This is a genomic window from Pseudomonas sp. GD03842, assembly GCF_029841165.1.
Classification (GTDB): Bacteria; Pseudomonadota; Gammaproteobacteria; order Pseudomonadales; family Pseudomonadaceae; genus Aquipseudomonas.
Genome location: NZ_JAOCEA010000001.1, coordinates 266,356 through 292,487, shown reverse-complemented (window position 1 = coordinate 292,487; position 26,132 = coordinate 266,356). Strand labels below are relative to the sequence as shown.

General features: G+C 63.1%; 29 protein-coding genes. 4 read left to right on the top strand and 25 right to left on the bottom strand.

The annotated features are described in order from the left end of the window. Positions 1-67 precede the first annotated feature (67 nt). From N5D61_RS01370 to N5D61_RS01360, 3 genes are all read right to left on the bottom strand, one after another. Positions 68-1,597 (bottom strand): phospholipid carrier-dependent glycosyltransferase, encoded by a 1,530-nt coding sequence (locus tag N5D61_RS01370; RefSeq protein WP_279890527.1) that lies wholly within the window; start codon positions 1,595-1,597, stop codon positions 68-70. A 217-nt stretch (positions 1,598-1,814) separates the two neighbouring features. Then, positions 1,815-3,104, bottom strand: coding sequence for a HAMP domain-containing sensor histidine kinase (locus N5D61_RS01365; RefSeq protein WP_279890264.1), 1,290 nt, complete (start codon positions 3,102-3,104; stop codon positions 1,815-1,817). A gap of 82 nt (positions 3,105-3,186) precedes the next feature. Next, positions 3,187-4,419 (bottom strand): MFS transporter, encoded by a 1,233-nt coding sequence (locus tag N5D61_RS01360; protein ID WP_279890262.1) that lies wholly within the window; start codon positions 4,417-4,419, stop codon positions 3,187-3,189. Between the two features lie 294 nt (positions 4,420-4,713). Between N5D61_RS01360 and N5D61_RS01355 the strand changes: the two genes are divergently transcribed. Continuing rightward, positions 4,714-4,986 (top strand): DUF2790 domain-containing protein, encoded by a 273-nt coding sequence (locus N5D61_RS01355; protein WP_279890261.1) that lies wholly within the window; start codon positions 4,714-4,716, stop codon positions 4,984-4,986. Positions 4,987-5,113: 127 nt separating this feature from the next. Then, a complete protein-coding gene (locus tag N5D61_RS01350; protein ID WP_279890260.1) occupies positions 5,114-5,881 on the top strand; it encodes a 2-keto-4-pentenoate hydratase in 768 nt (255 codons plus the stop codon). Between the two features lie 123 nt (positions 5,882-6,004). On the opposite strand, the gene N5D61_RS01345 is transcribed toward N5D61_RS01350, so the two are convergent. The 20 genes from N5D61_RS01345 to N5D61_RS01250 all read right to left on the bottom strand — a co-directional run bounded on the left by N5D61_RS01345 (position 6,005) and on the right by N5D61_RS01250 (position 23,651). Further along, entirely contained in the window at positions 6,005-9,106 is a 3,102-nt protein-coding gene (locus N5D61_RS01345) for an error-prone DNA polymerase (RefSeq protein ID WP_279890258.1), read from the bottom strand. Further along, a complete protein-coding gene (locus N5D61_RS01340; RefSeq protein WP_108239818.1) occupies positions 9,103-10,533 on the bottom strand; it encodes a DNA polymerase Y family protein in 1,431 nt (476 codons plus the stop codon). The genes N5D61_RS01345 and N5D61_RS01340 overlap by 4 nt, the downstream gene beginning before the upstream one ends. Positions 10,534-10,540: 7 nt before the next feature. Then, on the bottom strand, positions 10,541-11,158 hold the full coding sequence (gene imuA, locus N5D61_RS01335; RefSeq protein WP_279890526.1) for a translesion DNA synthesis-associated protein ImuA: 618 nt from the start codon (positions 11,156-11,158) through the stop codon (positions 10,541-10,543). Then, positions 11,158-11,775 carry a transcriptional repressor LexA gene (lexA, locus tag N5D61_RS01330; protein ID WP_279890257.1) on the bottom strand — a complete coding sequence of 206 codons (618 nt, stop codon included), beginning with the start codon at positions 11,773-11,775 and terminating at the stop codon, positions 11,158-11,160. The genes imuA and lexA overlap by 1 nt, the downstream gene beginning before the upstream one ends. A 171-nt stretch (positions 11,776-11,946) precedes the next feature. After that, complete coding sequence (locus tag N5D61_RS01325; RefSeq protein ID WP_279890255.1) at positions 11,947-12,357, bottom strand: SRPBCC family protein; 411 nt, start codon at positions 12,355-12,357, stop codon at positions 11,947-11,949. A 223-nt stretch (positions 12,358-12,580) separates the two neighbouring features. Beyond that, positions 12,581-13,201 carry an isochorismate family cysteine hydrolase YcaC gene (gene ycaC, locus N5D61_RS01320; RefSeq protein ID WP_108239814.1) on the bottom strand — a complete coding sequence of 207 codons (621 nt, stop codon included), beginning with the start codon at positions 13,199-13,201 and terminating at the stop codon, positions 12,581-12,583. Positions 13,202-13,327: 126 nt separating this feature from the next. Beyond that, the gene (locus tag N5D61_RS01315; protein ID WP_108239829.1) at positions 13,328-15,166 is read right to left on the bottom strand and encodes an amidohydrolase; all 1,839 of its coding nucleotides are present in this window, start codon (positions 15,164-15,166) and stop codon (positions 13,328-13,330) included. Positions 15,167-15,314: 148 nt separating this feature from the next. After that, positions 15,315-15,947: an antibiotic biosynthesis monooxygenase gene (locus tag N5D61_RS01310; RefSeq protein WP_279890254.1), complete on the bottom strand. Its 633-nt coding sequence runs from the start codon at positions 15,945-15,947 to the stop codon at positions 15,315-15,317. After that, positions 15,940-16,356 carry a DoxX family protein gene (locus N5D61_RS01305; protein WP_279890252.1) on the bottom strand — a complete coding sequence of 139 codons (417 nt, stop codon included), beginning with the start codon at positions 16,354-16,356 and terminating at the stop codon, positions 15,940-15,942. The genes N5D61_RS01310 and N5D61_RS01305 overlap by 8 nt, the downstream gene beginning before the upstream one ends. A 220-nt stretch (positions 16,357-16,576) precedes the next feature. Continuing rightward, positions 16,577-16,933, bottom strand: a complete 357-nt coding sequence (locus N5D61_RS01300; RefSeq protein WP_108239828.1) for a type III secretion protein HrpV — start codon at positions 16,931-16,933, stop codon at positions 16,577-16,579. Positions 16,934-16,950: 17 nt separating this feature from the next. Next, positions 16,951-17,157, bottom strand: coding sequence for an HrpT family type III secretion system protein (gene hrpT, locus N5D61_RS01295; RefSeq protein WP_108239811.1), 207 nt, complete (start codon positions 17,155-17,157; stop codon positions 16,951-16,953). After that, complete coding sequence (gene sctC / locus N5D61_RS01290) at positions 17,154-19,250, bottom strand: type III secretion system outer membrane ring subunit SctC (RefSeq protein WP_279890249.1); 2,097 nt, start codon at positions 19,248-19,250, stop codon at positions 17,154-17,156. The genes hrpT and sctC overlap by 4 nt, the downstream gene beginning before the upstream one ends. Position 19,251: 1 nt before the next feature. Next, a complete protein-coding gene (locus tag N5D61_RS01285; RefSeq protein WP_279890247.1) occupies positions 19,252-19,683 on the bottom strand; it encodes a type III secretion protein in 432 nt (143 codons plus the stop codon). Further along, entirely contained in the window at positions 19,670-19,894 is a 225-nt protein-coding gene (locus N5D61_RS01280; RefSeq protein ID WP_108239808.1) for a type III secretion protein, read from the bottom strand. Before N5D61_RS01280 ends, N5D61_RS01285 begins: the two co-directional genes overlap by 14 nt. Positions 19,895-19,982: 88 nt before the next feature. Then, a complete protein-coding gene (gene sctL, locus N5D61_RS01275) occupies positions 19,983-20,567 on the bottom strand; it encodes a type III secretion system stator protein SctL (RefSeq protein ID WP_279890245.1) in 585 nt (194 codons plus the stop codon). A gap of 38 nt (positions 20,568-20,605) precedes the next feature. Then, the gene (locus N5D61_RS01270) at positions 20,606-21,130 is read right to left on the bottom strand and encodes a type III secretion protein (RefSeq protein ID WP_279890243.1); all 525 of its coding nucleotides are present in this window, start codon (positions 21,128-21,130) and stop codon (positions 20,606-20,608) included. 5 nt (positions 21,131-21,135) lie between these two features. Further along, the gene (gene sctJ / locus N5D61_RS01265; RefSeq protein WP_108239806.1) at positions 21,136-21,942 is read right to left on the bottom strand and encodes a type III secretion inner membrane ring lipoprotein SctJ; all 807 of its coding nucleotides are present in this window, start codon (positions 21,940-21,942) and stop codon (positions 21,136-21,138) included. A gap of 9 nt (positions 21,943-21,951) precedes the next feature. Further along, complete coding sequence (gene sctI / locus N5D61_RS01260; RefSeq protein ID WP_108239805.1) at positions 21,952-22,326, bottom strand: type III secretion system inner rod subunit SctI; 375 nt, start codon at positions 22,324-22,326, stop codon at positions 21,952-21,954. Positions 22,327-22,364: 38 nt separating this feature from the next. Next, positions 22,365-23,261 (bottom strand): harpin HrpZ family protein, encoded by an 897-nt coding sequence (locus tag N5D61_RS01255; protein ID WP_108239804.1) that lies wholly within the window; start codon positions 23,259-23,261, stop codon positions 22,365-22,367. 51 nt (positions 23,262-23,312) lie between these two features. Continuing rightward, complete coding sequence (locus tag N5D61_RS01250) at positions 23,313-23,651, bottom strand: hypothetical protein (RefSeq protein ID WP_177411119.1); 339 nt, start codon at positions 23,649-23,651, stop codon at positions 23,313-23,315. Between the two features lie 279 nt (positions 23,652-23,930). On the opposite strand from N5D61_RS01250, the gene N5D61_RS01245 reads away from it, so the two are divergent. After that, complete coding sequence (locus N5D61_RS01245; RefSeq protein ID WP_108239802.1) at positions 23,931-24,116, top strand: general stress protein; 186 nt, start codon at positions 23,931-23,933, stop codon at positions 24,114-24,116. A gap of 63 nt (positions 24,117-24,179) precedes the next feature. Here N5D61_RS01245 and N5D61_RS01240 read toward each other — a convergent pair whose 3' ends face one another. Together N5D61_RS01240 and N5D61_RS01235 are read right to left on the bottom strand one after the other, a co-directional pair. Further along, complete coding sequence (locus N5D61_RS01240) at positions 24,180-24,335, bottom strand: hypothetical protein (RefSeq protein ID WP_279890537.1); 156 nt, start codon at positions 24,333-24,335, stop codon at positions 24,180-24,182. Between the two features lie 38 nt (positions 24,336-24,373). Further along, entirely contained in the window at positions 24,374-24,931 is a 558-nt protein-coding gene (locus tag N5D61_RS01235) for an ATP-dependent Clp protease proteolytic subunit (RefSeq protein ID WP_279890239.1), read from the bottom strand. A gap of 170 nt (positions 24,932-25,101) precedes the next feature. Between N5D61_RS01235 and N5D61_RS01230 the strand changes: the two genes are divergently transcribed. Further along, on the top strand, positions 25,102-26,097 hold the full coding sequence (locus N5D61_RS01230; RefSeq protein ID WP_279890237.1) for an aldo/keto reductase: 996 nt from the start codon (positions 25,102-25,104) through the stop codon (positions 26,095-26,097). Positions 26,098-26,132: the final 35 nt, after the last annotated feature.

Genomic DNA, 26,132 nt, shown 5'->3' with positions numbered 1-26,132 from the left:
GCAACCGACACAGGCTGTGCCTGGGCAGCGCAACTCCCTGCCGCCTGTTTGACGCGCTGGCATGAACTCAACGCCCCGGCACCCGTAGCAGAACGTAGTCCTCCTTGTCGAACCGTCCGCTGAGCAGGACCGGCAGTTCCGCGGAATAGGTGCCTTGAAGCTGCTGCAGGTCGTTATTGCTCATCACCACGTAAGCCGGGCCGGCAATTGCCTGCAGTTGTTCGGGTGTCTCGGTGAAGACCGGTTGCAGGTCTTCATCGACGTTGACCATGAACTTGATGCCCTTGGCATCCCTGCCCATGCCGTGCAGCACCAGCGGCGCATGTTCCGAACGGGTCACATCACGCACCGCCTGGGTGAAGTGACGGGTGTCGTACAGGATGCGCTCGGCTTTCTCGAAGACGCCGATGTAACCGATCCACACGGCCAGCACGGCACAGGCCGGTAGGCCATACAGCCTCAGGCGGGGGCGCATCAGCAGCGGCAAGGCAATGAGTTGCAACAGCCCCAGCGCCGTCAGCACCGGCCCGATATCGCTCAAGCCTTCGGGAAACCGAGGGCGCACCGCCAACAGGCCGGCGAGCAATGCACCCGGAATGAAGCAGCACAGCGTCAGAATCACGCCACGCATCCACGCGTATGCACGCCCCGCCCGGACCTGAAACGGATACGCCGCGACCACGGCGGCCAGCGGCAGCATGGGCAGGATGTAGCGCGCTTTCTTCGCCTGCGGGATCGACAGGCCGACCATGACCGTCAACCCCGCGAATGCACACAGGTACACCAGGCTGCGCGCCTCGCTCGGGGACCTGCGCCCCGACAGCAGGACGATGCCCATCACCGCCAGCGCCAAGGGATAGGCCAGCGCGTAGTTGCCCAACGAGCTGCCGAAATACCACAGCAGCGGGCTGGCCCCTTCGCTACCGTCCAGCCGTGAAGTGATTTGCATGCGGATCACTTCATCGAAAAACGCCGGCCCACCGCTGAACCAGGCCAACAGCAGCAACAGCGCCATGCAGGCGATCAACAACCCCAACGCCGTGGCTGCAAAGGTCGCTAGCCGTCGCCATTGCCGGCTCAGCAGGTAATAACTGCACAGTACCCCGGCGGGCACCACCAAACCGATCGGGCCGCGAATCGCGAACCCCAGCACCAGCAAGCCCAGCATCCAGCCCAGCCGTCGGCGGGCAGCGAAATGGTCGTGGGAATAGGCCAGGTAGAAGGCGGAGAAAGAGACCGTCGCCAGCATCTGATCCAGCGACACCGCCCGGGTTTCGGTGATGAACGTGTTGCTCAGCAACAGCAAGGCGATGCTCAACCATGCCCAGCGTCGCGAATAGGGTGCGAGCAGGCGATACATCAGCCCCACCGTCACGGCGGATGCGATGCACGTCGGCAGCCAGGCGCAAAAGCTGGAGACCTCGCCGAACGGCAGGGAAAACAGGTAAATCAGCCAGGTCGATAACCCCGAATAATCCGGGTACGGCGCGCCGTAAGTGGTGGGAAAGGCGCTAGGGCCGTGGCGCAGCATTTCCTGGGCGAACAGCACGAAACGCGAGTCGAAGCCGATGATGCTCAGGTGCCAGCTGGCTGCCATGAACAGCAACAAGGCCAGCCCGCCCGCCTGAATCGCGTGGCGTCTGGCCCGCTGCGGGGTGACGCCAGACAGGAACTCGGAAGCAACGGCAGTCAATACTTACCCCTTATAGCGGCATCGGCACTCGATGGTTGACAACAGAGTAGCCCCGATCCGCAGACCGCGGCAGCGCTGGACGCCCAACGGCAACGGATCCCGCCATCGTCGCAAGCCGTTTTTACAACGCCAGCGCCGCGGGGGTGCCCAGCCCTACCGAGAAGCAACACCCCGCCGGTTCACGGCTGGTCAGCTCGACGCTCCAATGCTGACTGGCGCAGATACGCTGGACCAGCGACAGCCCCAGCCCCAGCCCCTCGCCGCGTTGCTCATCGCCGCGCACGAACGGCTGAAACATTGCCCTCTGTTTTTCCAGCGGGATGCCGATCCCGCTGTCTTCCACCTTGAAACCGTCAGCGCTCAGGGTCAGCCGGATGAAACCTTCGTCGGTGTAGTGCCAGGCATTACGCAGCAGGTTGCCCATCACCGAGCGCAGTAATGCCGCGTTGTAACGGCTGGCCGTTTCGGCGCAGGGTTCGAACATGAACGCCAGGCCTTTTTCCAGAATCGGCCCACGCCAGATTTCGACCAACTCTTCGGCGACCTGAAGAACGCTGGCCTGCTGCCCGTTCGGGGTATGGTTGCCTTCGGTACGGGCCAGCAGCAAAAAGGTTTCGACCAGTTGGTTCATTCCCGCCGTCGCTTTGCTGATCCGTTGCACCTGAGTGCGCGAGCGCTCATCGAGCCTCGGGTATTCGAGCAGCAATTCGCAGGACGTCGCGAGGACCATCAACGGCGTACGCAGCTCATGGCTGACATCGCTGGTGAACAGCTTCTCCCGTCCCAAGGCAGCGCGCAGGCGCCCCAGGGTTTCGTCGAAGGAACGGGCCAGCGCACCGACCTCGTCTCGTGCGTAGTCGTCGGCAAGCACCGGCGCCAGTTGCAGCAATTGATCGCGGTGCCGCACCTGACTGGCCAGGCGGGAAACCGGCGCCATCACGCGCGAGGCCAGCAGTCGGCCCAACAGAATCGCCAGCAAGACACTCAGGATAAACCCCACCAGCACGATGCCGAACAGAATGCGTTCGCGTTTTCGGGTGCTGCGCTGGTCACGCAACAAGACGTAACGACGGCCGTTCACGTCCTCGACCATCGCGTAATACCCCTTGGTGCCGCGGAAAAATTCCTGAAACCCTGGTTGCAGGGATTTAAGGTCATCGGCCATGGCCACGTCATCGATGCCGTCGTCGGCGTAGAACAGCTCGCCCTTTTCCGGGCGATGTCGCCAGTCTTCGACGCGGTCCTGAGTGAGCAGCCGGTGCAGATTGCCGCTCAGGCTCATGATCGTCAGGCGCTTTTCGACCACGTGAACGGTGGCGATGACGCCCACGCCGAACACACCGGCCACCAGCGCACTCATCAGGGCAAAGACAATCACGATCCGTTGTTTGAGGCTGTGTTTGATATCCATGAATCCCGTACATCACGCTGCGCAAAAAGCGGTGCCATCCACCGCCACGCAAGATTATCCGCAAACCCGTGTGATTATTTCGTCAACGGGTCTGCGGCTGAGCCTTGGCCAGAGGTTGCATCACCGCCATGGCCACGGCACAGCCAGCCATCAGGGCACTGGTGACGATGAACACGATCGACATGCCGAAATGCCCGCCCAGGTAGCCACCCGTCAACGGCCCCAGCACCTGCCCGACATACTGACTGGACGTCGAATACCCCAGCATCCGCCCCGCCACCGCATCCGGTACCGAATGGCGGATGATCGCGGCGATACACGGCAACAGCCCGCCCAGCGCGATGCCCATCAGAAAGCGCAGCCCCACCAACTGCCAGGCCGCAGTGACGAAGGCTTGAGGGACGAGCAGAACCGCTGCCGTCACCAGGCACCCAATCACCACCTTGCGGTGCCCGACCCGGTCGGCCAGCTTGCCGATGCGCGAGGCTGACAACACACTCGCCAGCGCGGTCGCCGACATGACCAGGCCCGCCATGAATGTCACGTTCGGGGTGTGCAACTGCGTCAGGTACACCGTGATGATCGGCTCGATGGACATGATCGAGAACATCACCAGGCTCGCCACCACAAACATTGCGATGACCGGCCTGCGGTCTGTGATCAGGTCCCACGGGCGCGTGTTCATTGGGGATGCCACGTCGGCCTTGGGCTTGGGGCGTGGGGCTTCCTTCATGAGAAACAGCGTGGCCAGAAACGTGATGAAAATGACACCGCCCGCAAGAAAAAAGGTGTTTCGGATGCCGATCAACGGCGGCAGCGAGCCACCGATCAAGGGGCCGGCAAGGTTCCCGGCCATGATGCCGGATGACAACGTGCCCAGCGCCCAGCCCGAGCGCTCCTTGGGCGTTTGAGTGGCGACCAGGATCGTCGCCCCGGACGCGTACCCACCCAGAAGCCCCGCCAACAGGCGCAGGCCCACCAATTGGTAGATGTTCTCTGCAAGGCCGATCAGCGACATGGCGATGGCCATTCCGAGGCTGGCGCGGATCAACATCAGCTTGCGCCCATAACGGTCGCCCAGTTGGCCCCACAAGGGCGCGGTCAACGCAGCGGAAAGGAACGTCGCGCCATACGCCACCCCCGACCACTGCACCACGGCCGCCGGATCGCTCACGCCCAAGTGTTCGACATACACGGGCAGAAAAGGCAACAGCAGCGTCATCGCAACGATGGTGGTGAACGCGCCCACGACACACACCGCCAGATTACGTTTCCAGTGTCGTTCGAACGAGGCATTCGAGGGCGCCGAGGGCATGGCCGATTCCTTGTTGAGGGGTGATCCGCACACAGTAGAAGCTCATCGACCATAAAGAAAATTCATGTTTTTTATGCAGCGGATTCCTCAAGGGAATAGCGTAACCGGCCCCGCCTGTCACGAAACCGTGAGCCACGGCGATCGCTGACGCCCTCCCTGATGAGGGCCATCACGACGGTCGATGAAGCCTATCGACAGACAATATTTCTTCACCGCAAACGCCCTTTTTAAACTGACGCCATCGAGAGTCGCCCTTTTGCCCGTTGCGCATCTTCGGATGAGTCGAGGTTCGCCATGAAATACGCATTGTTCGTCACACTGTCGTGGGTCAGCCTGTTCGCCGCGGCTGCGGATCAGCCGAGCGCTGCGACGACGACCACCCCGCAGGAAGCCCAGTATGACTACAGCCATGACCTGGACATCGCCAAGATCGTCCGGATCAGCAACGCCAGCGCGGCATCGGCCGAATGCGGGCCGGTCAAGGCGCGCATGGAGTATGTCGACAGCAACGGGGTCAGCCATCAACTCGAATACACCCGTCTGGGCGACGACTGCCAGAAAGGTTGAATGGCCGACGCAGGGTTCTGTGTCGTCGGCAAATGGGGTTAGAGTAGACGCGCTGGCTCCGCAACCGGCCCGTCCCTGAGTTCGGTCGCGGGGCGCTTTCCATCAATTGACTGAAGGAAGTTCCCGCGTGAATCAACCGTCCCCTCCTGCCAAGATTGCCGAATTGATTGTCGACGCCATGCGCGACGGTCGGAAAATCACCGAGATTCGTCCCGAATATGTTCCTGCAGACGCCGCTGGGGCCTACGCGCTCCAACGAGACATCCTGCGCTTGCGTGACACAACGGTCGGCGGCTGGAAAGTCGGTTCCAAATCCACCCAGGGTGGGCCGATCAATGGATCGCTGTTGCCCGAGGACGGCCTGTTCGCCAGTGGCAGCCAAGTGGAAATGATCGATTACCCTCATCCGATCCTCGAGTTGGAAATCGCCTTCCGCCTGAACCGCGAGTTTACCCCGCGCCCTGAGCCGTACAGCGATGACGAGGTGCTGAGCAGCATCGGCTCGATGGGGGCGACCATTGAAATCGTCTCCAGCCGCTTTATCGCCTGGCCCAGTATCGACCCGCTGTTGGCCTTGGGCGACCTGCTGAACCACGGCGCGCTGATCGTGGGTGATTTCGTACCTTATGACCCCGAGTTCCCTTTCCTGGAACCGGCGCTGAGCTTTGTCTACGCCGGCGAGGACATCGTTCCGGGCGACGGCGCCAACCCGGCAGGCGACCCTCGCCGTCTGCTGCCTTGGCTGGTCAACCATCACACTCAACAAGGCCTGAGCGTGACGCCGGAGTGGGTCATCACCACGGGCTCTTACACCGGCATGCACCCGATCAAGGCCCCTGGCCTGGCCGAAGGCGAAATTCGCGGGCTGCCACCGGTGTCGGTGGAACTGATCTGACCGATAGGCCTCTGCGTTGCGTCCGCCCTCTTTACCTGTGCACGGACGCAGCCTGACGGTGCCGTCACGCCTGTCCGCGAGCCGTGGGGGCTGCGGTGTGGGGGCTTGAAGGCGGCTCGCGCCTCAGCGAAAGTCCCGGCTGCGCACATCCAGCCCTGTCAGCAGCGGCGTCAGGTCGAACAGGCGCTGGGCAATAATGTGACGGACGCCTTTCTCGTATTCGAACCGGCCGAAGACCTGCATCAACTGCGACCCCACCAACACTTTGCGCTGGCGCTCGGCCAGATCCCGCCAGACCACCACGTTGATCATCCCGTGTTCATCTTCCAGGGTGACGAACGTCACTCCGCTGGCGGTCCCCGGTCGCTGGCGCCCCACCACCAGGCCGGAGACGCTGAAGTACCTGCCGTGGGTTTCGTTGAGCAGGTCCTTCGAGCTGCGAAATCGCTTCGCTGCCAGCCTGGACCGTAGCAACGCCAAGGGGTGCGGCCCCAGCGTCGTACCCAGGGTGTCGTAATCGGCCATCAGGTCCTGCGCCACGCTCGGCAGCGGCAACGCCACTTGAGCTTCTTCGCCGAAACAATCGTCCGTGAACAAAGGCCGCTGCACCTCGACCCCGGCGATTTCCCAACGTGCCCGGTGACGATGGCCACTCAGGCCGCGAAGCGCGCCGGAGTCCGCCAACAAAGCGCGTGCCCGGTGGTCGAGCCCGGCGCGCAGGCACAGGTCGGTGACGTCCTTGAAGGGGCGTTGCTGGCGTGTCTGCTCGATGCGCCGGGCGTCCTCCTCGCGAAAGCTGCGAATCATGCGCAGGCCCATGCGGATCGCCAGATTCTCCGTGTACACACGCCCTTCGACCGGCTCCAGCGTGCAATCCCAATCGCTGTAGCGAATGTCCACCGGGTGCACGTCGATGTGATGGCGGCGCGCATCCTGCAACAACTGATCGGGGCTGTAGAACCCCATGGGCCAGCTGTTGATCAGGGCACAGGTGAAGGCGGCCGGTTCATGGCACTTGAGCCAGCAACTGGCGTAGGTGAGCAAGGCAAAGCTGGCGGCATGGGACTCAGGGAAACCATAGCTGCCGAAGCCCTTGATCTGTTCGAAGATGCGATCGATGAAATCCTTGCCGTACCCCTTCGCCGTCATCCGCTCGCTAAGGCGCTGGTAATGAGGTTCCAGCCCGCCATGGCGCTTCCAGGCAGCCATGGAACGGCGCAGTTCATCGGCCTCGCCCGGCGTGTATTCGGCGGCGACGATCGCCAGTTGCATCACCTGCTCTTGAAACAGCGGCACGCCGAGGGTGCGTTTAAAAACCGCCTTGAGTTCCTCCGAAGGGTAGGTTTCCTCTTCTTCACCGTTACGACGGCGCAGGTACGGGTGCACCATGTCGCCCTGGATCGGCCCCGGCCTGACAATGGCCACCTCGATCACCAGGTCATAAAAGGTTTTCGGCCGCAGCCGTGGCAACATCGACATCTGCGCCCGCGACTCGATCTGGAACACCCCGACCGTGTCGGCGCGGCTGATCATGTCATAGGTCGGTTTGTCTTCGGGCGGGATCTCGGCGAGGGTCCAGCGCCTCTGCCGGTGCAGTTCGATCAGATCGAACGTGCGCCGCAACGCGCTGAGCATTCCCAGCGCAAGAATGTCCACCTTCAGCAGCCCGACCAGGTCCAGGTCGTCCTTGTCCCATTGGATGATGGTGCGTTCGGCCATGGCCGCGTTTTCGACCGGCACCAGCGTCTCCAGCGCCTGCTCGGAGATCACGAACCCACCAGGGTGCTGCGACAGGTGCCGGGGAAAGCCGATCAGTTCACCTGCCAGGGTCAACACCCGATGCAGGATCGGGCTGTCCGGCTCGAACCCGGCCTCCCGCAGGCGCTCGGCGGGCGGCAATGTGTCGGTCCAGCGCCCGCAACAGCCCGCCAAGGCGTTGATCTGATCCGGTGGCAGCCCGAGCACGCGCGCCACATCGCGAATCGCGCCGGCACCGTGGTAGGTGCTGGCGACGGCAGTCAAGGCGGCCCGGTGTCGGCCATAGCGGCGAAACACGTATTGCAGGACCTCTTCGCGGCGTTCGTGCTCGAAGTCCACGTCAATGTCCGGCGGCTCGTTGCGCTCCTCGGAGATGAAGCGCTCGAACAGCAGTTGGGATGTCGACGGGTCCAGTTCGGTGATCTCCAGCGCGAAACACACCGCCGAGTTGGCCGCCGAGCCCCTGCCCTGGCACAGAATGCCTCGGTCCCGAGCGAAGCGGACGATGTCGTGCACTGTCAGAAAGTAGCTTTCATAACCTTTGATGGCGATGATCCGCAGCTCTTTCTCGATGTTTTGCCGAGCCACGTCGGGTATCCCGTTGCGCCAGCGTTTGCGCGCGCCACGCTCGGTCAGTTCGCGCAGCCAACGGGTTGCCGAGTACCCCTCCGGCACGAGCTCGCGGGGGTATTGGTAGCGCAACTGATCGAAGTCGAAGGTGCAACGCCGTGCCAGGGTCAGGGTTTCGGCCAGCAAATGGGCCGGGTACAGCTCCGCCAGCGCCGCGGGAGAACGCAAATGGCGTTCGCCATTGGGGAACAGCCGCTGCCCGGCCTCGGCCACCGTGGTGCGATGCCGAATGGCGGTCATGGTGTCCTGCAGGGCGCGGCGCCCCCTGGCGTGCATGTGAACGTCGCCGCAGGCCACCGCCGGAATACCGAATCCGGCCGCCAGCGCCAGCAACTGGTCGAGCCGTTGGCGGTCGTCCGGCCCGCAGTGCAGTTCAACGCCCAGCCACAGGGCTTCAGGAAAGACCCGACACAGCCACTGGCCCTGCTCGTTTCGCGTTTCGACCGGCTGGTCCATATCAGGCAGCCACAAGACCGACAGGCCATCCAGGGCGAAATCGAAGTCTTCGCGCAGCAACCGGTATTCGCCTTTCTGACTGCGTCGGCGCCCCAAGGTGATCAGTTTGCACAGTGCCTGATAGCCCGTGAGGTTCTCCACCAACACCACTATCTTCGGCCCGAGCTCCACGCAGATCTCGCTGCCGACGATCAAAGGGATTGCGCATTTGATGGATGCTTGCCAGGCGCGCACGATCCCTGCCAGGGTGCATTCATCGGTGATCGCCAAGGCGTGATAGCCATGCAGCTTGGCCCGTTCGAACAATTCCTCTGCGCTGGAAGCACCGCGTTGAAAGCTGAAATTGGACAGGCAATGCAGCTCGGCGTACTCGCAACTCATGCGAACCACCCCTGCAGCCACAGGCTGCCGTCACGGCCCACATCGCGCCAGGCCCAACCCCGCTGCCCCTGGCGGGTTTCGATCAGGTAATAATCGCGACGCACATCCCCGCCGTCCCACCAGCCGGACTCGATGCGCTCGGGCCCTGCCAGGATTCGCCAGCCGGCCTCGGGCAACGGTTCAGGCTCACGCAGCAACCACCCCGGGCGCGGTACCGGCCTGAAACCCTCGGCCAGTTTGCCGTGGGACATCGGACGCCATGCGCATTCGGGCCGATGGTCGGCATGAAAGCTCAGGCCGATGACGGCCTCATCCCCCAACCGCGCCCGCAAGCGCTCGCGCAGTTGCTCCCACGGCAGATTCTGCTGTGGCCGGGCATCGAACAGTTCTCGGTGAGTGGGCACGAACGCGGGCAGGTCCTTGGCCAGCAACTTCAAGGCCCGCACTGGCGACGGCACCTGTACCTGCTCCAGGCGCCCGCGCGCCAGTTCGAACAACCGGTCGGCCTCCCGCTCGGCACTGAGCAGGCCCACGGGAATCAAGGTGTCCGGCGCGACACTGCCGACGCTGGGTACGTGCTCCAGGTGAATGATGAAACGCTGCACGCCGCTGTCACGCCCGCCCAGAAACAGCGCCAGGTCGGCGATCATGCGTTTGAGGGGAAACAGCAACGCCTGATGGGACTCCACATCGAAATTCAGCTCGATGCGGGTTTCGAAATGATCCGGTGGCAGATAGCACGCCAAGGCCACCGGCCTCTGGCCGAGCAACGTATCGAGGTGTTGCAGCATGCTCGCCGGAAACCGCCGGGCCAGGGTGTCGCGGGGCAATGCCAGCACCTGATGCAACCGCTGAAGGCCCATGCGACTCAGTGCCGTCGCCACATCGGCCGGCAGCCCGATGCGGTTGACCGGCATCTGTTCGAGCCTCTGCCGCAGGCTGTCGTTGCAGGTGACGGCCAAGCCGTCGTAGGCGTTGGCCAGCACCCGCGCCGCTACCGGGTTGGGCGCGGCAACGATGCGATGGCTGAACCCCATGGCGGTCAGCTCATGTCGCAGGCGCGCCTCGAACAACGGCCAGGGGCCGAACAGGCCGAAACTGGATTCGACCTCCATCAGCAACACCCGAGGGTATTTCAGGCTGACGCTGGAGCTGAAGCGATACGCCCAGGCCGCCAGCAACCGGTGCCAATGCTCGGTTTGCGCCGGATCGTACTCGACTGTATCGAATTCGCGGGTCATGGCCTGGGCGGCGGTCAGCGACTGACCGGCCCGCAGGCCCAGCCCTCGGGCGGCCGCATTGACGGTCTGCAGGACGCGACGTTGCGCCGGGCCGGTGATCAGCGCCAGCGGTCGTTCGGGTTCGGCACGACGACGCATGACGCCGTCCAGTGCCAGTTGCGGCAGCAGGACACAGGCCCAGAGCATGGACACCTCAAGCGTCGTGGTTGAAAGGAATCGGTGAGGCGGGAGCCAGCCCGCCCCGGCATTTGAGGACGCGCAACTGACCGGGGCGCGTGTCGATGGCAATGCGCAACGCCGCAGGCGACGGGTTCACGGCCGCCTGCTGGCCGCGACAGGCGAAAGCCAGGGTTTCGCCGGTCTCCGCTGCCACCTGCAAACGGCGCAGGGCCCGGTCGTCCACCTTGCCCGGCCAGCACAGCACCGCGCCGCAACTGCCCGACCGCAGGCACTGCTCGACGGCCCATAAGGCGTCCGTATCGCGGGCCTGAATGATCGCCAACTGGCGCACGTCCACCCCCGCGCAAGACCAGGCCTGGGGGTATGGAACATGGGGCGGTGCCACCAGCACGATGCGTTCGCCACGGTCCGCCAGGCGTGCCAGGGTCGGCCACAGCAGGCGCAACTCGCCACTGCCCGGCGCTGGAATGAGGATTTCGGTCAAGGCTGCGGGGGGCCAGCCGCCCATGGGCAATGCGGCATCCAACAGCCGGTGGCCGGTAGGCTGTGCCGCCACCGGCTGAACCTGTGGGCGCCCTTTCCAGACGCGGCGCTCGTCCAGCAGCGCGTCGAGACTGACCACCGCGCCCATCATTCCCGGCGCACCAACCCGCAGAACACGCCTTCGATGGCGAAATCCTGATCGGGACGAACGACGATGGGCGCATAGGCCGGGTTGCGCGGCAGTAGGCGAAGCTGATCGTCGCCGCGTTCGAGACGCTTGATGGTCACCTCGCCGTCCAGGCGGGCCACGACGATCTGTCCGTCCCTGGCGTCGGCACTTTGCAGAATGCCCACCAGGTCGCCATCGAAGATGCCGTCTTCGATCATCGAATCCCCCTTGACCCGCAGCAGGTAATCGGGAATTCGCAGGAACGTGCGACGGTCGAGGGTGAAGGTGTCGTGAATATCGATGTCGGGGCCGATGGGCACACCGGCGGCCACCCGGCCCAGCACCGGAATTTCCAGCATGTCGGTGGGTGTGCGCGGCTCGATCAGGCGAATGCCGCGGGCCTGATTGGCCATGACCTCGATGAAACCGGCTTCGCTGAGCGCCACGATGTGCTTGCGCGCCACGCTGCGCGAAGCGAATCCAAAGGCTTCGGAGATTTCCGCCAGGCTGGGCGGCTGGCCATGTTGGGCGATGCGATCCCGGATGAACGTCAGAATGGCAGCGCGTCGGGGAGATAAAGTCGTCATGGAGTACATTTGTACTCTTTTCGACTTGACCTGACTAGCGTCATTCATCGCCTGCGTCATTCACCCGGGTGTCGATGCGCCGTCGCGCAGCGACGCATCCCGGACAATGCAATCTGAGCACTGCAACCCGGGCGATGAATCGGCGCGCCGAAGCCCGGGTGGATCGGCCTACAGGCCGGCTCAGCCAAAGTTAGCTTTCAACGCTCCCAGCCCACCGTTGTAGACGTCCAGGATCAAGGCTTCAGCTTCGGCGTCGGAGATGCCGACCGGGGTGAACGTACTGGACCATTCGACGAATGCCGCCTCGGCGCCGTCGGCGCGGACGGTCAAGGTGGCCAGGTAGTCCGTCAGGGGCAAAGGCCCTTCGACGATCGAGTAGCTGTAGGTACGTCCCTGCTCGTCGAACCGTTGCAGTTGCTCACTGATCCTGGCGCCGTCCTGAGTGGTCAATTGCCGGATCCGCCCCCCGGCAGCCGCCACGCTCTCGCTCACGAACGGCAGCCAGTCAGGCAGCGCATCGAACCCGCCAATCAGTTGCCAGACCTTGTCCGCCGATGCCGGGACACGCACAGTTGCAGAGGCTTTTGCCATGATGATGCTCCAATCGATGGTCGCTGCGGTCGCCGGGCGGCCGAGCGGGATTGACGACCGCGTCGCCTTCAATGTCGCGCGGGATGATAAACGAAGGGGGTGCACAGCGGACAGGAATGATCATCCCCACGCGCCGGGTGGGGACGATCATTTCTGCCGGGATGAAGGTGCCCACGAACGCGATGAACGACTCGCCCCAGGCACGCAGCACGTCGTTGCGACGTTACTTGTTGAAGGCCGAATAGCTGTTCATCAGGTTGCGGTAGTTGGGGATGCGCTGGGACAGCAGGTTGGCCAAGCCTTCCATGTCATTGCGCCAGTCGCGTTGCAGCTCACAGGCCACGGCGAACCAGTTAACCAATTGCGCACCGGCGGCGGACATGCGCGCCCAGGCGGCCTGCTGTACCACCTCGTTGAACGTGCCCGAGGCATCGGTCACCACGAACACATCGAAGCCCTCCTCCAGGGCGCACAGGGTCGGGAACGCCACGCAGACGTCCGTTACCACACCGGCAATGATCAGTTGCTTGCGGCCGGTGGCCTTGATCGCCTTGACGAAGTCTTCGTTGTCCCAGGCGTTGATCTGGCCAGGACGGGCAATGTAGGGCGCGTCCGGGAACATGTCCTTGAGCTCAGGCACCAGCGGGCCGTTCGGGCCGGTTTCGAAGCTGGTGGTCAGGATGGTCGGCAGTTTGAAGAACTTGGCGCAGTCGGCCAGGGCCAACACGTTGTTCTTGAATTCGTTCGGGGAAAAATCCTGCACCAGCGAGATCAGGCCCGTCTGGTGATCGACCAGCAGCACGACGGCATCGTTGATATCCAGACGCTTGTAGGGAACGGTCATGATGGACTCCATTGAATGTCAGTGAGTGTGTCTGTTTGCGGGTTGCGGGCGGCCAGCGAACGGCGCTGGCCCATGGCCTCGCCCGTTGGCACCGGCGAGGGGTTTCATGCGCCTGTCAGTGGCGCATCAGAACGCGAAGCAGGAGCAGCCGAAGGCTCCCCAGAACCCTTGGAAATCGCTGATCGGAGCCTTGGACTGGCGCGCCTTGTCATGGCTGTGGGCATGCACCGCGCAAGGGCCGCTGCACTGGTGCACGGCGGCGCTCAGCGGAGCGCTCGGGCGCCAGTGGCCCGGGACTTTCGCCACCGGCGACCAGTCCGGCAGCACCGGCACCGTGGGCGGGGCCAGATGATCGAACTCGTCCGAGGCGTACACCACCTTGCCGTCAACGAGGGTCAGCACCGACTCGATCCACTTGATCGACTCCTCCGGTACGCTGAAGAAATCCTGCGACAAGGCCACGACGTCCGCCAACTGCCCCACCTTGATCTGCCCTTTCTTGCCCTGCTCGGACGAGAACCAGGCACTGCCACGGGTGAACAGTTCCAGGGCGGTCTCACGGGACAGGCCTTCGGGATACAGTTCCAACCCGCCCACGGTGCGACCGCTGACCATCCAGTACAGGGACGTCCAAGGGTTGTAGCTCGAGACCCGTGTGGCATCGGTCCCGGCCCCGACTGGAACGCCCTCGGCCAGCATGCGCTTGATCGGCGGAGTGGCTTCGGCCGCCTGCTTGCCATAACGGTCGACGAAGTATTCCCCTTGAAACGCCATGCGGTCCTGGATGGCGATACCGCCGCCCAGTGCTTTCACGCGCTCGATGTTTTTCGGGGAGATGGTCTCGCAGTGGTCGAAGAACCACGGAATGCCGTTGAACGGGATGTCGCGATTGACCTTTTCGAACACGTCGAGCATGCGCGAAATCGATTCATCGTAAGTCGCGTGCAGACGGAACGGCCAACGGTGCTCGACCAGGTGGCGCACCACGGGCTCCAGGTCCTGTTCCATACCGGGCGGCAGGTCCGGACGCGGTTCGAGAAAATCTTCGAAATCCGCCGCGGAGAAAGTCAGCATTTCCCCCGCGCCGTTGTGGCGCAGGAAGTCATCGCCCTGGTGCAACTGCACGGTGCTGGTCCAGTGCTTGAAGTCGTTGAGTTCCTCTTTCGGCTTCTGGGTGAACAGGTTGTAGGCGATGCGAACGGTCAGTTGCCCGGCCTGCGCCAACTGGTTGATCACCTCGTAGTCGTCCGGGTAATTCTGGAAGCCGCCACCGGCGTCGATGGCACTGGTCAGGCCCAGACGGTTGAGTTCACGCATGAACTGGCGCGTGGAGTTGACCTGATACTCCAGCGGCAGTTTGGGGCCCTTGGCCAGGGTGGCGTACAGAATCATCGCATTGGGGCGGGCGACCAGCATACCGGTCGGCTCGCCATTGCTGTCACGCACAATCTCACCGCCCGGCGGGTTGGGTGTGTCGCGGGTGTAGCCCGCCACCCGCAACGCGGCGCGGTTGAGCAATGCGCGGTCATACAGGTGCAGCACGAATACTGGGGTGTCCGGCGCGGCCTGGTTCAGCTCTTCGAGGGTCGGCAGGCGCTTTTCGGCGAACTGAAATTCGTTCCAGCCGCCCACCACACGCACCCATTGCGGGGTCGGAGTGCGATCGGCCTGGGCCTTGAGCATGCGCAAGCCATCGGCCAGGGACGGTACGCCTTCCCAACGGAGCTCCAGGTTGTAGTTCAAACCACCTCGAATCAGGTGCAGGTGCGAGTCATTGAGGCCCGGGATCATCGTACGTCTATTCAGGTCGATGACTTGGGTCGCGCTGCCGCGCAGGGCCATGATATCGGCATCGCTCCCGACGGCGACGAACTTGCCACCGCCAATGGCCACTGCGCTGGCCCTGGGCTGTTGCGGGTCAATCGTATGGAACTGACCGTTGTAGAGAATCAGATCGACGTTCATCGTGCCTCCATCGGCAGAAAGGGTTGAAGCGCCGGCCGCAAGGCCGGCGACAGGCAGTGAAGAGAGAACGGCCGCCGCTGCGCCGAGCAGGGACCCCTTGGCGACGAAAGCACGGCGCCCGCTGCTGGGCAGCGAATCGCCCTCGAGGTCATCCTTCATGATCGCGCCCTGGTAAAGCCTCCGGCCGGGCGTTCAACCAGGGGGCGGCCAGCCGGGTGGCCAACGGCATCAGCAGATAAACCACCAGCAAGACGATGGTCACGGTGACCAGCGCCGTGCTGATCACGTAATTGCTCAGTGCGGGGAAAGCACTGAACACCGGGCCCCATAGCAGGGGGATGAGCAGGGTCAGCGGGCAGATCACACAAAAGGTGACCACCGCCTGTTTCCAGCGAGGTGGGGGTGGGAACTCGCTGGCAGGGACGAACCAGAATTCGTTATGGCGATTGATTTCGGTCACGTCGCCATCGGCCAGCATGGGAGCGGCCTCCGCCACCCGCTCGCGGCGCTCGGGAGAGTCGAGCCAGCGCTGCATCACGTCGGCGGAGGCAAACCGCAGCACGCACGTGAACATGTGCAGGCCGCCCGCCTTGCCACGAATGACGTCGACCCCCAGATGCCCCGCAAAGGTGCTGGCGAGGGTGACGGTCTGGCGCAACCAGGCTTCATACCGGTCTTCCATGCCCGCTTTGACGCGGTGTTTGACCAGCAGCGTGACCACCTCTTGCGGGGCCGCCGCGGCGGTCGGGGTGAGGTCGGTATAAACGGTGGGCTCATGCATGACGGAGTGCTCCCGGTAAGCGAACAGTCAGCGCCAGACGGCCAGGCCCGGCGATCAACAAGGTGGTGAAAAGAATGATCAGCAACCAGCCGAACTGCCCCTGCTCGACGGACCATTCGGGGTGAACCCACAACAGCGCCACCAGCAACAGAAAGAGGATAGGTAGACAGGCCAGGCGTGCCAGCACGCCGGTCAGAATGAACAACGGACAGAGGACTTCAGCGAAGATCGCCAGGCACAGGGTCAAGGTCGCGCCCATATGGAACGGGTCCTCGATGAGCGTCAGTTGCGTCTTGAAGTCCAGCAGCTTGGGCAGGCCGTGCACGAACAGCACGAACAGTGCGCCGCTGATCCGCAAAAACAGCAGGCCGAGGTCTTGCGCACGGTCACCGGCAAAGGAAGAGGTCATTGCACACCACAGTCATCATCAAAAGCCCGCCACCGGCAAAGGAACCGGCGACGAGGGATGAGTCATAGTGTCGCGGGAGGCGTTGGAGGTCTTGAACAGACGTGCTGCGCTTGGACCGTTTGTGTGAACGGTGAAGAGGAAATGTTTCCAGACATGACAGGCCCATGCAGGGCCTGTGCGTTTGTTCGGCGCAGCGTTGCGCTGCTCCTCTGCTTCCTGGCTAGAGACCGTCGTTGAGATGCTCCAGCCCCGCCAGCATCAATTCATGCTGGCGGATGCTGTCCAGACTGAGCGTCGAATCCGCAAGGCTTGGCACCGCATGCCAGACCACGAAATCCCGTTGCACATCGAGAAACAGGAAGTACTCGTCGAACACTTCGGCCTGAGCGAAGCGTCGCTCCAGGGCATCGCGCAACTGATCCGGACGCAGGGCCCGCCCCTCGATGTGCAGCGCGATGCCCCAGTCCCGGTGCTCGCGGCGGCTGACGAACGCCACACCGCTCGCCACCGGCCAGATCGCCGCGCGCTCGGCGGCCACGTGGGAATAGAACGCGTGTTTTTCCGATACTCGAATCATGGTCAACCCTTTCTCCGTCAGTCCTTTAGCGGCACAACCGTGTAATCCTGCTGGTGATCGCGCTCATCGATGCCTTGGCGCATGTCGGGCGGCCACCAGATCACCAGCTCGCGGTCGGTGGAGTCCGGGCGTTTGCAGGCATAGCCCGCGCAGCCCGAATGGCTGGCACAACCACCCAGCGTGGCGACCAGCAGGAGAAGAATGACGTAACCGCGCAGATTCATCGTGGAGCCCCTTTGAGCAGCGAAGGTCGGTTCTGTTTGGCCTGGGTCGACACCTGAGGCTGACGCAGGGCGATGTAGATTTCGCTTTCTGCGCCCGGTTGCAACCAGGCGTGCGGCCAGGCGCTGACGCCCATCACCCAACGCCCCCCACAACGGCTTTCATCGATGCGAACCGGCTTGGCCGTGGTGTTTTTTGCCACCACTACGGCTACGCCCCAGTCCTTGCGGGAAAACCATTGCGAACGCTGGCGATCCAGCGCGAGCCCATCGCCCGGATCGCACAGGCTGTCGGGCTCGAAGGGCAATGTCTCGCCGCTGTTGAAGCCCACCGGCGCAACGCCGTCGAGCAACTGGGTGAACGCATTCTGCACATCGCCACGGGTCGGGGTTTCACCGCCATCGCGGCGCTGCTTGATGCGTTTCATCTGGTCGTCGACGTCGTGGGGATTGCTGATTTCGACATAGCGCGACGGGTTGACCTGATCGCCGATCAGGCGTGGCGTCAGGATGAACAGCCGCTCGCGCTGACTGAGTTCGCGGCTGCGGTTCTGGAACAACAGCTTGCCAATCACCGGGATGTCGCCCAGCAGCGGGATCTTGTTCACTTTGTCATTGGTTTCCAGGCCATGAAAGCCACCGATGACCAGCGAGCCGTGTTCAGCGATGACCGCCTGGGTGCTGACGTTGCCCTTGCGCACCGCGGGCTGGTCTTCGTTGATCGTCGAGGTGTCGATCTGGCCGTCTTCGATGTCGACGATCAGTTGGACCTGGGAGCTGTTGCCTTTTTCCAGCGACCTGGGGATCACCTGCAAACTGGTGCCCGCCGTGATCGGTTGAATGTCAGCGACGCGTTCGGAGGTGGCGGTCAGGTATTCAGTGCGGCTGAAGTCGATCACCGCAGGCTGGTTCTCCAGCGTGAGGATCGAGGGATTGCCGATCACCGAGGCCGCGCCATTGCCTTCGAGCGCGTGCAGGTCGGCGGCAAACTTCCCGGCGTCCTGAATGAACAGCGTGGAGCTGGTGCCTTGCGAGAACAGATTGGCCCCGCCACTGACGCTGCCGGCATTGAAGTTCCAGCGGCTGGACAGTTCGGCTAGCTCGTTACGGTCGATATCCAGGATCACCGCATCGATTTCAATCAAATTGCGCGGGGTGTCCAGCTCTTTGACCAGTTTCTGGTACATCGCCTTGCGCTTGGGCAAGTCATAGATCAGCACCGCGTTATTGCGCACGTCGGCACTGACGCGGATCTTCGAGCGGCCGCCGCTGGCGCTGGCAGTGCCACCGCGCTTCCCACCGCTGCCCAATACCCGGTCCAGCCCTTGCTCCAGCGCGTTGGTGTCGAAGCCGCCGCTTTCCAGGCCGCCGTAATTCAGGCCTGCGGAGCTGCTGCCGGACAAGCGCCCGCCGCCCTGCCCCTGGAGCAGGTTCACGCCATTGATCGACTCGCCCCGGGAGCGGCTTTCCAACAGTTCCTGAAGGATGCTGGCGACGCCTGCTACGGTCAGTTGCTGGTCGCGGTAGCGAATGGTGCGGTCGGCGGCGTTGGCATATTTCAGCGGCAAGACCACGATGTCTTGCTTCTCTGCCTTCTCTGGGGTCTCGACCTTCTTGCTGTAGGTGCGGATGAAATCGACGTATTTGGCCGGGCCGCGCACCAGGACCACCCCTTCGTCAGGCAGTGCGCCCCAGCCGAAACGCTTGTCCAGCAGCCCGACGTCGGACAGCGCCTGCTGAAGGTCATCCACGGCCTCGGGCGAGACTTCGATGCGCGCCGACGTTTGCTCGCCGGTGGGGCTGATGTAGAGGGTTTCGTTGTAGACGAACCATTGGAAGTGGTGTTCCTGCCCCAGCCGATCGAGAAACGCCTGGGGGTTCTGAGCCCGGATGCGGCCGTCCAGCGTGCCCTGAATCGGCGCCATGTCCAGGCCGATGCCAAACTCCTTGGCGAAGTCTTTGAGCGCGGTGGCCAGGTCGGTCTGCCGCGCATCGTAGGCGTAAGCGGTGTGTTTCCAGGCATCCGGTACCGCCGCCAGCACGGGGTTTGCCACCCCGATCATCAGCAAAGGCAACCACATCAAAGCCTTGCGCATTTCATACTCCTGGTTGCCAGGTATTGAGGGACGCGCGGGCCGACGGCAAGGCCGTGGCATGGCGCAGGGAGGTTTGCAGCAGGCTCAGCAAGGCGGCGCGTTGATTGGCCAGGTGTTCCAGTCGATCGAGCAGATCGTCGGGGCCGCAGGGATCGGCCAGCCAAGTGGTCAGCACCACGCAGCGGCTGTCCGGGTCGACGGCCAACGCACCAGCGCACGCACAGGCCACACTGGCGCCCCCTTGAGTCAGCATTGCCTCGAGACGTTGCGGGTCGGTCCCGTCGTAGGGGTCGAGCAGGTCCAGGCTGATCCTCACACCATTGCCGAGTACCGCCAGCCGTGCATTGGCGTCGTCGATCCAGCAGTCCAGCGGTGTGAGCGGACGTTGCTCACACCACCGGGCGAGGATCGCCGTGAAGTCACTGAATTCCATCGATGATCGCTTTCGTGATGCCGTGTTTGGCGCGCAGCCCTTCATTGAGAATCATGTTGGCGACGTTGGTCTGCTGGGTGGCGTCGTTGAAAGCCTGGAGGTCTTCCATGGTGCCGCTTTCCGATGCGGCTTCGGCGGCCTCTTCCATGCCGCTCTGCGCCCGGCTGTAGGCATGGTCGAGGTGGTTCTGGAGGGATTTGAAACTGATCATTGCGGATACTCCGGGGTAAGGGTTCATTCCCTGAGTGGAAATCACCCGACGTCCGGTTCCCGTTCCGGGGCAAAAAAGGTCGAGTCCGCTAGGCCGTTGCGGCGTCCGCACCCAACAATCCCCTGCGCAACGAGGCCCAGTCGATGTCGAAAGCCCCCTGCTCATCGCTCAGGCGCAAGGCGTCGTCGGGCATCAAGGGGTCGCCCTTCAATTGCCAGTGTTCGGCGAACCGACTTTGCGCCAGCCATGCGGCCAGGTCGTCGAGCCGATCCGGGTGGGCGCTGAGGGTGGCCAGCACTGCATGCCGCTGGCTGTCGGCAAGGTTGCGCACCACCGCACGGGTGCGCTCGGCCAGCGAAGCCTCGTCGAGCAACCGGGCCAGCGACTCATTGAGCAGCGCTTCGAGCGTTTCCAATGCGTCTTGCTGCAACCGCTGACGCTGCAGTTCCAGCTCTTCAAGCACGGCGTTGGCCTGCGTCCAGAACTGCGCCAGCGCCTGTTCCCGCTCCCGTTGCGCCTGCTCGGCCGCGTCGGCGAGGAGCTGCTGAGCTTCGCGTCGTGCCGTGTCCAACACCTCGCACGCACGTTGCATGTCAGCGATGTCCTCGCGTCGCAGGACAGGTTCGGCCAGCACGTCGAAGGACGCCAGTGAAAGGCTGCGTTTGGCGAGCATGTCGGGTTCCTTTTCTCAAACCAGCTGTGATTCGGGATTCACCCCCGCGAGACACGCCACAGCACGGCCTGCCAGAGGGTCTGCAGTTTGTTCGAGGGCAGGTCATTGAAGGCAGGTTGTAACGCGTCGGGCGCCCAGCTCAACCGCAGCCGGGACCAGCACGCCTCACCCGCCCACGCCGCCAGCAAAGCCCGCGGGTCCTGCGTGGCCGGATCGAGCCAGGCGCCCGGGCGCAGGGCCTTGGCGACGGCGCGGCACCAGGTCTCATCCGCTGCGCCCCCCTCATCCGGCACCCTGAGACCCAGGCAGATGCTGGCCGCCAGTTGCAGGGCCTGATGCCGTTGATCGTCGGTCAACCGCAACCACTGCACCACACCTTCGTTCGGTTCGGGGGGTTGAGTCGGGGCAATGCCCACGCTGGACAAGAACGCACTGTGCCGACCGAGCAACAGTTGGTGGGCCTGCGCCATGGGCCAACCGCAGGCCTCGACGAACGGCTCGATCCAGCCGCGATGGGCCTCGTGCCACGGCGCGCACCACCACTGGATCCAGTGTTCATCCACTGCGATCACCCTGCGCGCACCGGCAGGCGCGAGCGCTCGCCGCGCTGCAAGCCGAAGCGTTGCAATACGGCGTTTCGCCAATCGCTGCGCAGGATCAGAATCAGCAAGGCCATCAACAGCAGGCCCGCCACGGGCGCGATCCATCGCATGCTTTTCCAGAACGCCAGCTGTTCGCTGTCCACCAGAAACGGACCGAAGTGCGCCAGGTGCTCGGTGTCCTGAAACTCGGCAGCGGGTACGAAGACGATGGCGAATTTTTTGGAGTTCAGGGGCTCACCCGACATCCCGGGAATGCTGCTGGCAATCATCTGCTGAATGCGCCCGCGCACGCTGTCCGGATCCAGTGCCGAGGTGTGCTTGATGAATACCGCAGCCGACGCCGGCTGAACCGGCTCGCCGGGGGCGATGCGTTCGGGCAGCACCACATGCACCCGCGCAACGATCACCCCGTCGATCTGCGACAGCGTGGCTTCCAGTTCCTGAGACAAGGCGTAAATGTAGCGGGCGCGCTCTTCGAGGGGGGTGGAGATCACCCCTTCCTTCTTGAAGATTTCACCCAGGCTGCTGCGCGAACGACGCGGCAGGCCGGCGGCGTCCAGCACCCGTACCGCGCGATTGATATCGGCGGTGGGCACGGCGATCACTACGCCGGTCTTTTCCGTGCGTTTGCGGGCATCGATGTGCTGGTCGGCCAGGCTGGCGATCACATCGTTGCCATCCTGTTCGGAAAGGCCACTGAACAGATCGGTTTCGTCGCTGCAGCCGCTGAGCAGCAGCATCAGGCACATCAGAGCCGCGGTCAGATAATTCACGCCAGGCCTCTACTGAAGGTTGGTCAGCTTGTCGAACGCCTGAGCGCTTTTGTTGACCACCTTGGTGGTCAACGCCATTTGCAACGAATACTGGGACAGGGATCGGCTCATCTGAGCGATCTCGAGCGGATCGTCCGTGGTGGACGCCTTTTTCATCTTGCGCATGGCCTGATGGGAAAAGTTGTCCATGGTCCCCAGGCGCTCCGACAGTGCGCTGGCGATCTGCTCGGACAGGTGGCTGGGCTGCAACCCCGCGTCGGGGCGCATCGCCGCATTGAACAGGTCGACATCCGCCTGCGAAGGCCCGCTGACCAGTCCCTGATCCAGCTGCGGCTCAAGATCGGGGGATGGCGATTTGAGGTGATTGAGATTGGAAACGGTCACAGGGCTTCTCCAGCAGACGGTGTCGAACGGGGGTCGAATCAGGCCACGGCCTTGTCAGCGCCCAAGAGGGTCGAAACGATGGCATTGGCCGCCTGCGCCAGACTGTTTTGCAGATCGTGTTGAGCAAACAGCGGGTTCTGGCCGGTGATGCCTTCGCCACCGCCCTGCGTGGCTTGCAGGCCTTTTTCAATCAAGCCACCGAGCAACTGGCCCAGCTCCTGAACAGCGTTCTGGCCGGACTGCCCGCCGGAAGGCGCGAGGTCCAGTGGGCTGCTGAGCGGACCACCCAGCGGGCCGCTGCTGTCACTGACGCCGTTCTGCTGCTGTTCGAGCTGGCCGCCGAGCATGTCCAGCGCCGCCCGGAAGGCACCGGTCTCGCTTTTATCGAGGAAATTGTCCTCTTTCAGCTCGTTTTTCCAGGAACCGGAATCCGGCGCCGGGAACTTGCTCGGGTTTTCGTCCATGAACTGCGCGACCTTGTCCAGCAGCGGCATGTCATCAGAGGAAAACTTCGTTCCATCACCCTGCTTGCTGAGAAGGTCATCCAACGAAGCTTTACCCAGGCCGTTGAGCACCTGGTTCATCAGGTCTGGTTTGCCCGCGCCGCCACTGAGGCCAAAATCCGCCGCCGCGCCGAAATTGTCACCCAGCTTGTCTTTGATCAGGTCGCTGAGGGCCGCCTTGACCATGTCCGGCGAGCCCCCTCCCATCATTGCGGCGAGCGGGTTCATTTTCTTCATTTGGTCACCCACCATCTTGCCCAACGGCGAGTCCTGGTCCAGATGACCGCCTTGGGTCAGCGCATCGGCCAGTTGGTTGATGACATCCTTCAAGGACTGCTGCGGGCCGTGCTGCCCACCGATGCTGCCCGTGGAAAGGGCGGTACCGATGTGAGCGTTCTGCAGCGGGTTGAGACTGGCATTGAGACTAAGCATGAAACCTCCAACGTCAGGTGGATGCCCCCTTGTTCAGGGGGCGCGCGATGATCAGTAGCTGATGCCCTTGGCGTTCTGCGCCTCGGCGCTGATTGCCTTGTTCGCGCTGTCTTCCTTGCCGGAACGAATGGCGCTGAGCACATCATTGGTCTGCTTGCGGATGTCGGCCTCCGTCTGCATGGCGATCAGGCGCGCCTGGCTGGCATCGGCCTTCTCGGTAGCCGCGCTTTGCGCCTGCTCGGCCTTGGAGGGGCCGCTCGAGTCGGCGATGTTTTTCTCCTGGTCGAGGTTGGAGTGAGCACCGGCCAACTGCTGAGCGATCTGGCCACCACCGTTGATCGCGCCGTTTACAAAATTGCCTGCCATCGAAATCGGGTTAATACCTGGCATGTCGATTACTCCTGGGGTCATCACCAGCGAAAGTGCTTGGTGTCGATGGGTGGCACCCAGGTCTGAATCGGTTCCGCCCTCGCGGGCATAATTTTTCAGGCAGTGATGGAGGGAGGCTGAGACGTTGCGCCACGCTGCGCGCGTTCGGAAAGGAGGCGACTGGCCACTCCATCCGTCTGTCCGGTTGTACGCCGTTTGTTTAAACCAACTGCCGCTTGATCCATCCGAATAAAGGCGAGCCGAATGACTCGCCCTTCTCATAACAAGAGGTACGTAATCATGGCTAATACCGGAAAATCGAACCCTGGGAACTTCGCGAACGATCGTCAGAAAGCCTCTGAAGCAGGCAAAAAAGGCGGCCAGGCTTCGGGCGGCAGCAACGTGGCCGACGACCGGCAGAAAGCATCCGACGCCAACAAGAAAGGTGGCTCGATGCCACAAGGCGGCGCAGGGCGCAAATCCTGATCGATAACGATCAGCGCAAGGAGCGAGGGCGAAAGCTCTCGCTCTTTTAGTTTGGGCCAACCCTCATTCGTCAGGATCGATCAACGGCACAGTAGCATCGCGATCGAACTGCGAACCCGGGTCTTCATTGCCGGGATCATTGTCCACGTCCACTTCCAGATCTTCTTCGTCCGGCGCGTCCGGCGCCGTGTGCATTGCTGTGTGCAGGGTGTGTTGCATGGCAGGCTCCTTTGTGTCGGTTCGGTCAGTGCGGCGGTTCAGTTGCCCGTCACCGTCCAGTGGACGGCGTCCTCGGGAAATTTCAGTTGTTCGACCCGATGAGCGATGCCGCAGGCAATGGACTCCTCGGCGCTGATCACCTTTTCCTCGGCAGACAGGCAGCGGCCAATGTCCAGCGGCTGCGGGGCACCCTGGGTTTCGCTCGAATAGATGTTCACGTAGCGCTGCAGGTCGTTGTCCAGGCTGCGCAAGTACTCGCGAATCCGCGAATGGTCCACGGAGCTCTGATTGAAGTACCAGCTCATGGGGTGGATCAGAAAGCGCGAGTGAGGACAGACGATTCGCTCATTGGCGGCGAGGTACATGACGATGCCCATCGATTCGATGTTGCCACTGTTCAACGCGCGGATCGGCACCGCCAGCGACTTGAGAAAGTTGTAAAGGGTAAAACCCAGCGCGGTGCTGCCACCGGCGGTCGAGAGGTTCAGCAACAGGCCCGTGGCGCCTTTGTCGAGGGCCTCCAGACAGCGGTCGCGAAAATGCTCGGTGCTGGCTTGATCGACCCCACAATGGAAATGGACGATGTGTTCACTCATCGACTGCCCTCCCTTTCCGGATTATCGAAACCGCGTGTGAAGTTGGAAGCCACGCGCTCGGGAAAAGTTGCATTTGCCCTTCCGGTCGAACTCCCGCCCCGCACGAGGATCTTTACCCATGCCGCTCCGCTCGTCGGCCGGTATTTCATGACGCCAGACAGGACACTCTCATGAGTCTGCACGACAAGATCATCGGCCGCCTGGGTTTCGGCTCGGCTCCGTTGGGCAACATGTTTCGCGACATTGGCGAAGAAGAAGCCGCCGCCACCGTGCAATCGGCGTGGGACCAAGGCATTCGCTATTTCGATACGGCGCCGCTGTACGGGGCCGGTCTGTCCGAACAGCGCCTTGGCCGGGCGCTGACTCACCTGCCCCGGGACGCCTACACCCTCAGTACCAAAGTGGGCCGGCTGGTGTCCGAGGCACTCGACACGCAACCGCGCAATGGTCCGTTCACGGACGGTTTGAAGAACAAGATCCTGACCGATTATTCCGCCGACGCCACCTTGCGCTCCATCGACGCCAGCCTTGAACGACTGAAGACCGACCGGCTGGACATCGTGTTCGTTCATGACATCGCGAAGGACGCCCACGGCGATGAGTGGATCGAGCATTTCAATGTCGCCCGTACCGGCGCCTTCCGTACCCTCACGCGCCTGCGTGAGGAAGGCGTGATCAAGGCCTGGGGACTGGGCGTCAACCGCGTCGAACCCTGTGAACTCACCCTGGATTTGAGTGAAGCACAACCCGATGGTTTTCTCCTGGCCGGACGTTACTCGCTGCTCGATCACGACCAGCCACTGCAACGCCTGTTCACCAAGGCGCGCGAACACAACGCCGAGTTCGTCGTGGGCGGGCCTTACAGTTCGGGGGTGCTGGTCGGCGGCAAGCATTTCGAGTACCAGCCCGCTGCCCAGGCCATGCTGGACAAAGTGGCGCACATACAGGAGATCGCTCGGCAGTATCAGGTCGACATCAAAGCCGCAGCGTTGCAGTTCGTGCTGGCCAACCCCTTGGTCGCTGCGGTGATTCCCGGGGCCAGCCGCCCCTCGCGGATTGCCGAGGATGTGGCCGCGGTCGAGGCCCAGGTGCCTGACGGATTCTGGCAGGCCATGCGCGATCAGGGCTTCATTGCCAGCCAGGCGCCCGTGCCAAGCAAATTCTGACCGCCTCTCACAGCGCTGGAGTCAGTTTGGCTCCA

What these genes read in the sequence shown, in the direction of transcription:
- lexA (WP_279890257.1), bottom strand. Translation starts at nt 11,775, where the DNA reads ATGTACTCCATGACGACTTTATCTCCCCGACGCGCTGCCATTCTGACG.
- N5D61_RS01300 (WP_108239828.1), bottom strand. Translation starts at nt 16,933, where the DNA reads ATGATTCGAGTATCGGAAAAACACGCGTTCTATTCCCACGTGGCCGCC.
- imuA (WP_279890526.1), bottom strand. Translation starts at nt 11,158, where the DNA reads ATGGGCGCGGTGGTCAGTCTCGACGCGCTGCTGGACGAGCGCCGCGTC.
- N5D61_RS01325 (WP_279890255.1), bottom strand. Translation starts at nt 12,357, where the DNA reads ATGGCAAAAGCCTCTGCAACTGTGCGTGTCCCGGCATCGGCGGACAAG.
- N5D61_RS01355 (WP_279890261.1), top strand. Translation starts at nt 4,714, where the DNA reads ATGAAATACGCATTGTTCGTCACACTGTCGTGGGTCAGCCTGTTCGCC.
- N5D61_RS01360 (WP_279890262.1), bottom strand. Translation starts at nt 4,419, where the DNA reads ATGCCCTCGGCGCCCTCGAATGCCTCGTTCGAACGACACTGGAAACGT.
- sctL (WP_279890245.1), bottom strand. Translation starts at nt 20,567, where the DNA reads ATGCTCGCCAAACGCAGCCTTTCACTGGCGTCCTTCGACGTGCTGGCC.
- ycaC (WP_108239814.1), bottom strand. Translation starts at nt 13,201, where the DNA reads ATGACCGTTCCCTACAAGCGTCTGGATATCAACGATGCCGTCGTGCTG.
- N5D61_RS01245 (WP_108239802.1), top strand. Translation starts at nt 23,931, where the DNA reads ATGGCTAATACCGGAAAATCGAACCCTGGGAACTTCGCGAACGATCGT.
- N5D61_RS01230 (WP_279890237.1), top strand. Translation starts at nt 25,102, where the DNA reads ATGAGTCTGCACGACAAGATCATCGGCCGCCTGGGTTTCGGCTCGGCT.
- N5D61_RS01370 (WP_279890527.1), bottom strand. Translation starts at nt 1,597, where the DNA reads ATGGCAGCCAGCTGGCACCTGAGCATCATCGGCTTCGACTCGCGTTTC.
- N5D61_RS01280 (WP_108239808.1), bottom strand. Translation starts at nt 19,894, where the DNA reads ATGATCAGTTTCAAATCCCTCCAGAACCACCTCGACCATGCCTACAGC.
- N5D61_RS01285 (WP_279890247.1), bottom strand. Translation starts at nt 19,683, where the DNA reads ATGGAATTCAGTGACTTCACGGCGATCCTCGCCCGGTGGTGTGAGCAA.
- hrpT (WP_108239811.1), bottom strand. Translation starts at nt 17,157, where the DNA reads ATGAATCTGCGCGGTTACGTCATTCTTCTCCTGCTGGTCGCCACGCTG.
- N5D61_RS01235 (WP_279890239.1), bottom strand. Translation starts at nt 24,931, where the DNA reads ATGAGTGAACACATCGTCCATTTCCATTGTGGGGTCGATCAAGCCAGC.
- N5D61_RS01250 (WP_177411119.1), bottom strand. Translation starts at nt 23,651, where the DNA reads ATGCCAGGTATTAACCCGATTTCGATGGCAGGCAATTTTGTAAACGGC.
- sctC (WP_279890249.1), bottom strand. Translation starts at nt 19,250, where the DNA reads ATGCGCAAGGCTTTGATGTGGTTGCCTTTGCTGATGATCGGGGTGGCA.
- N5D61_RS01310 (WP_279890254.1), bottom strand. Translation starts at nt 15,947, where the DNA reads ATGCATGAGCCCACCGTTTATACCGACCTCACCCCGACCGCCGCGGCG.
- N5D61_RS01365 (WP_279890264.1), bottom strand. Translation starts at nt 3,104, where the DNA reads ATGGATATCAAACACAGCCTCAAACAACGGATCGTGATTGTCTTTGCC.
- N5D61_RS01340 (WP_108239818.1), bottom strand. Translation starts at nt 10,533, where the DNA reads ATGCTCTGGGCCTGTGTCCTGCTGCCGCAACTGGCACTGGACGGCGTC.
- N5D61_RS01315 (WP_108239829.1), bottom strand. Translation starts at nt 15,166, where the DNA reads ATGAACGTCGATCTGATTCTCTACAACGGTCAGTTCCATACGATTGAC.
- N5D61_RS01240 (WP_279890537.1), bottom strand. Translation starts at nt 24,335, where the DNA reads ATGCAACACACCCTGCACACAGCAATGCACACGGCGCCGGACGCGCCG.
- N5D61_RS01255 (WP_108239804.1), bottom strand. Translation starts at nt 23,261, where the DNA reads ATGCTTAGTCTCAATGCCAGTCTCAACCCGCTGCAGAACGCTCACATC.
- N5D61_RS01305 (WP_279890252.1), bottom strand. Translation starts at nt 16,356, where the DNA reads ATGACCTCTTCCTTTGCCGGTGACCGTGCGCAAGACCTCGGCCTGCTG.
- N5D61_RS01345 (WP_279890258.1), bottom strand. Translation starts at nt 9,106, where the DNA reads ATGAGTTGCGAGTACGCCGAGCTGCATTGCCTGTCCAATTTCAGCTTT.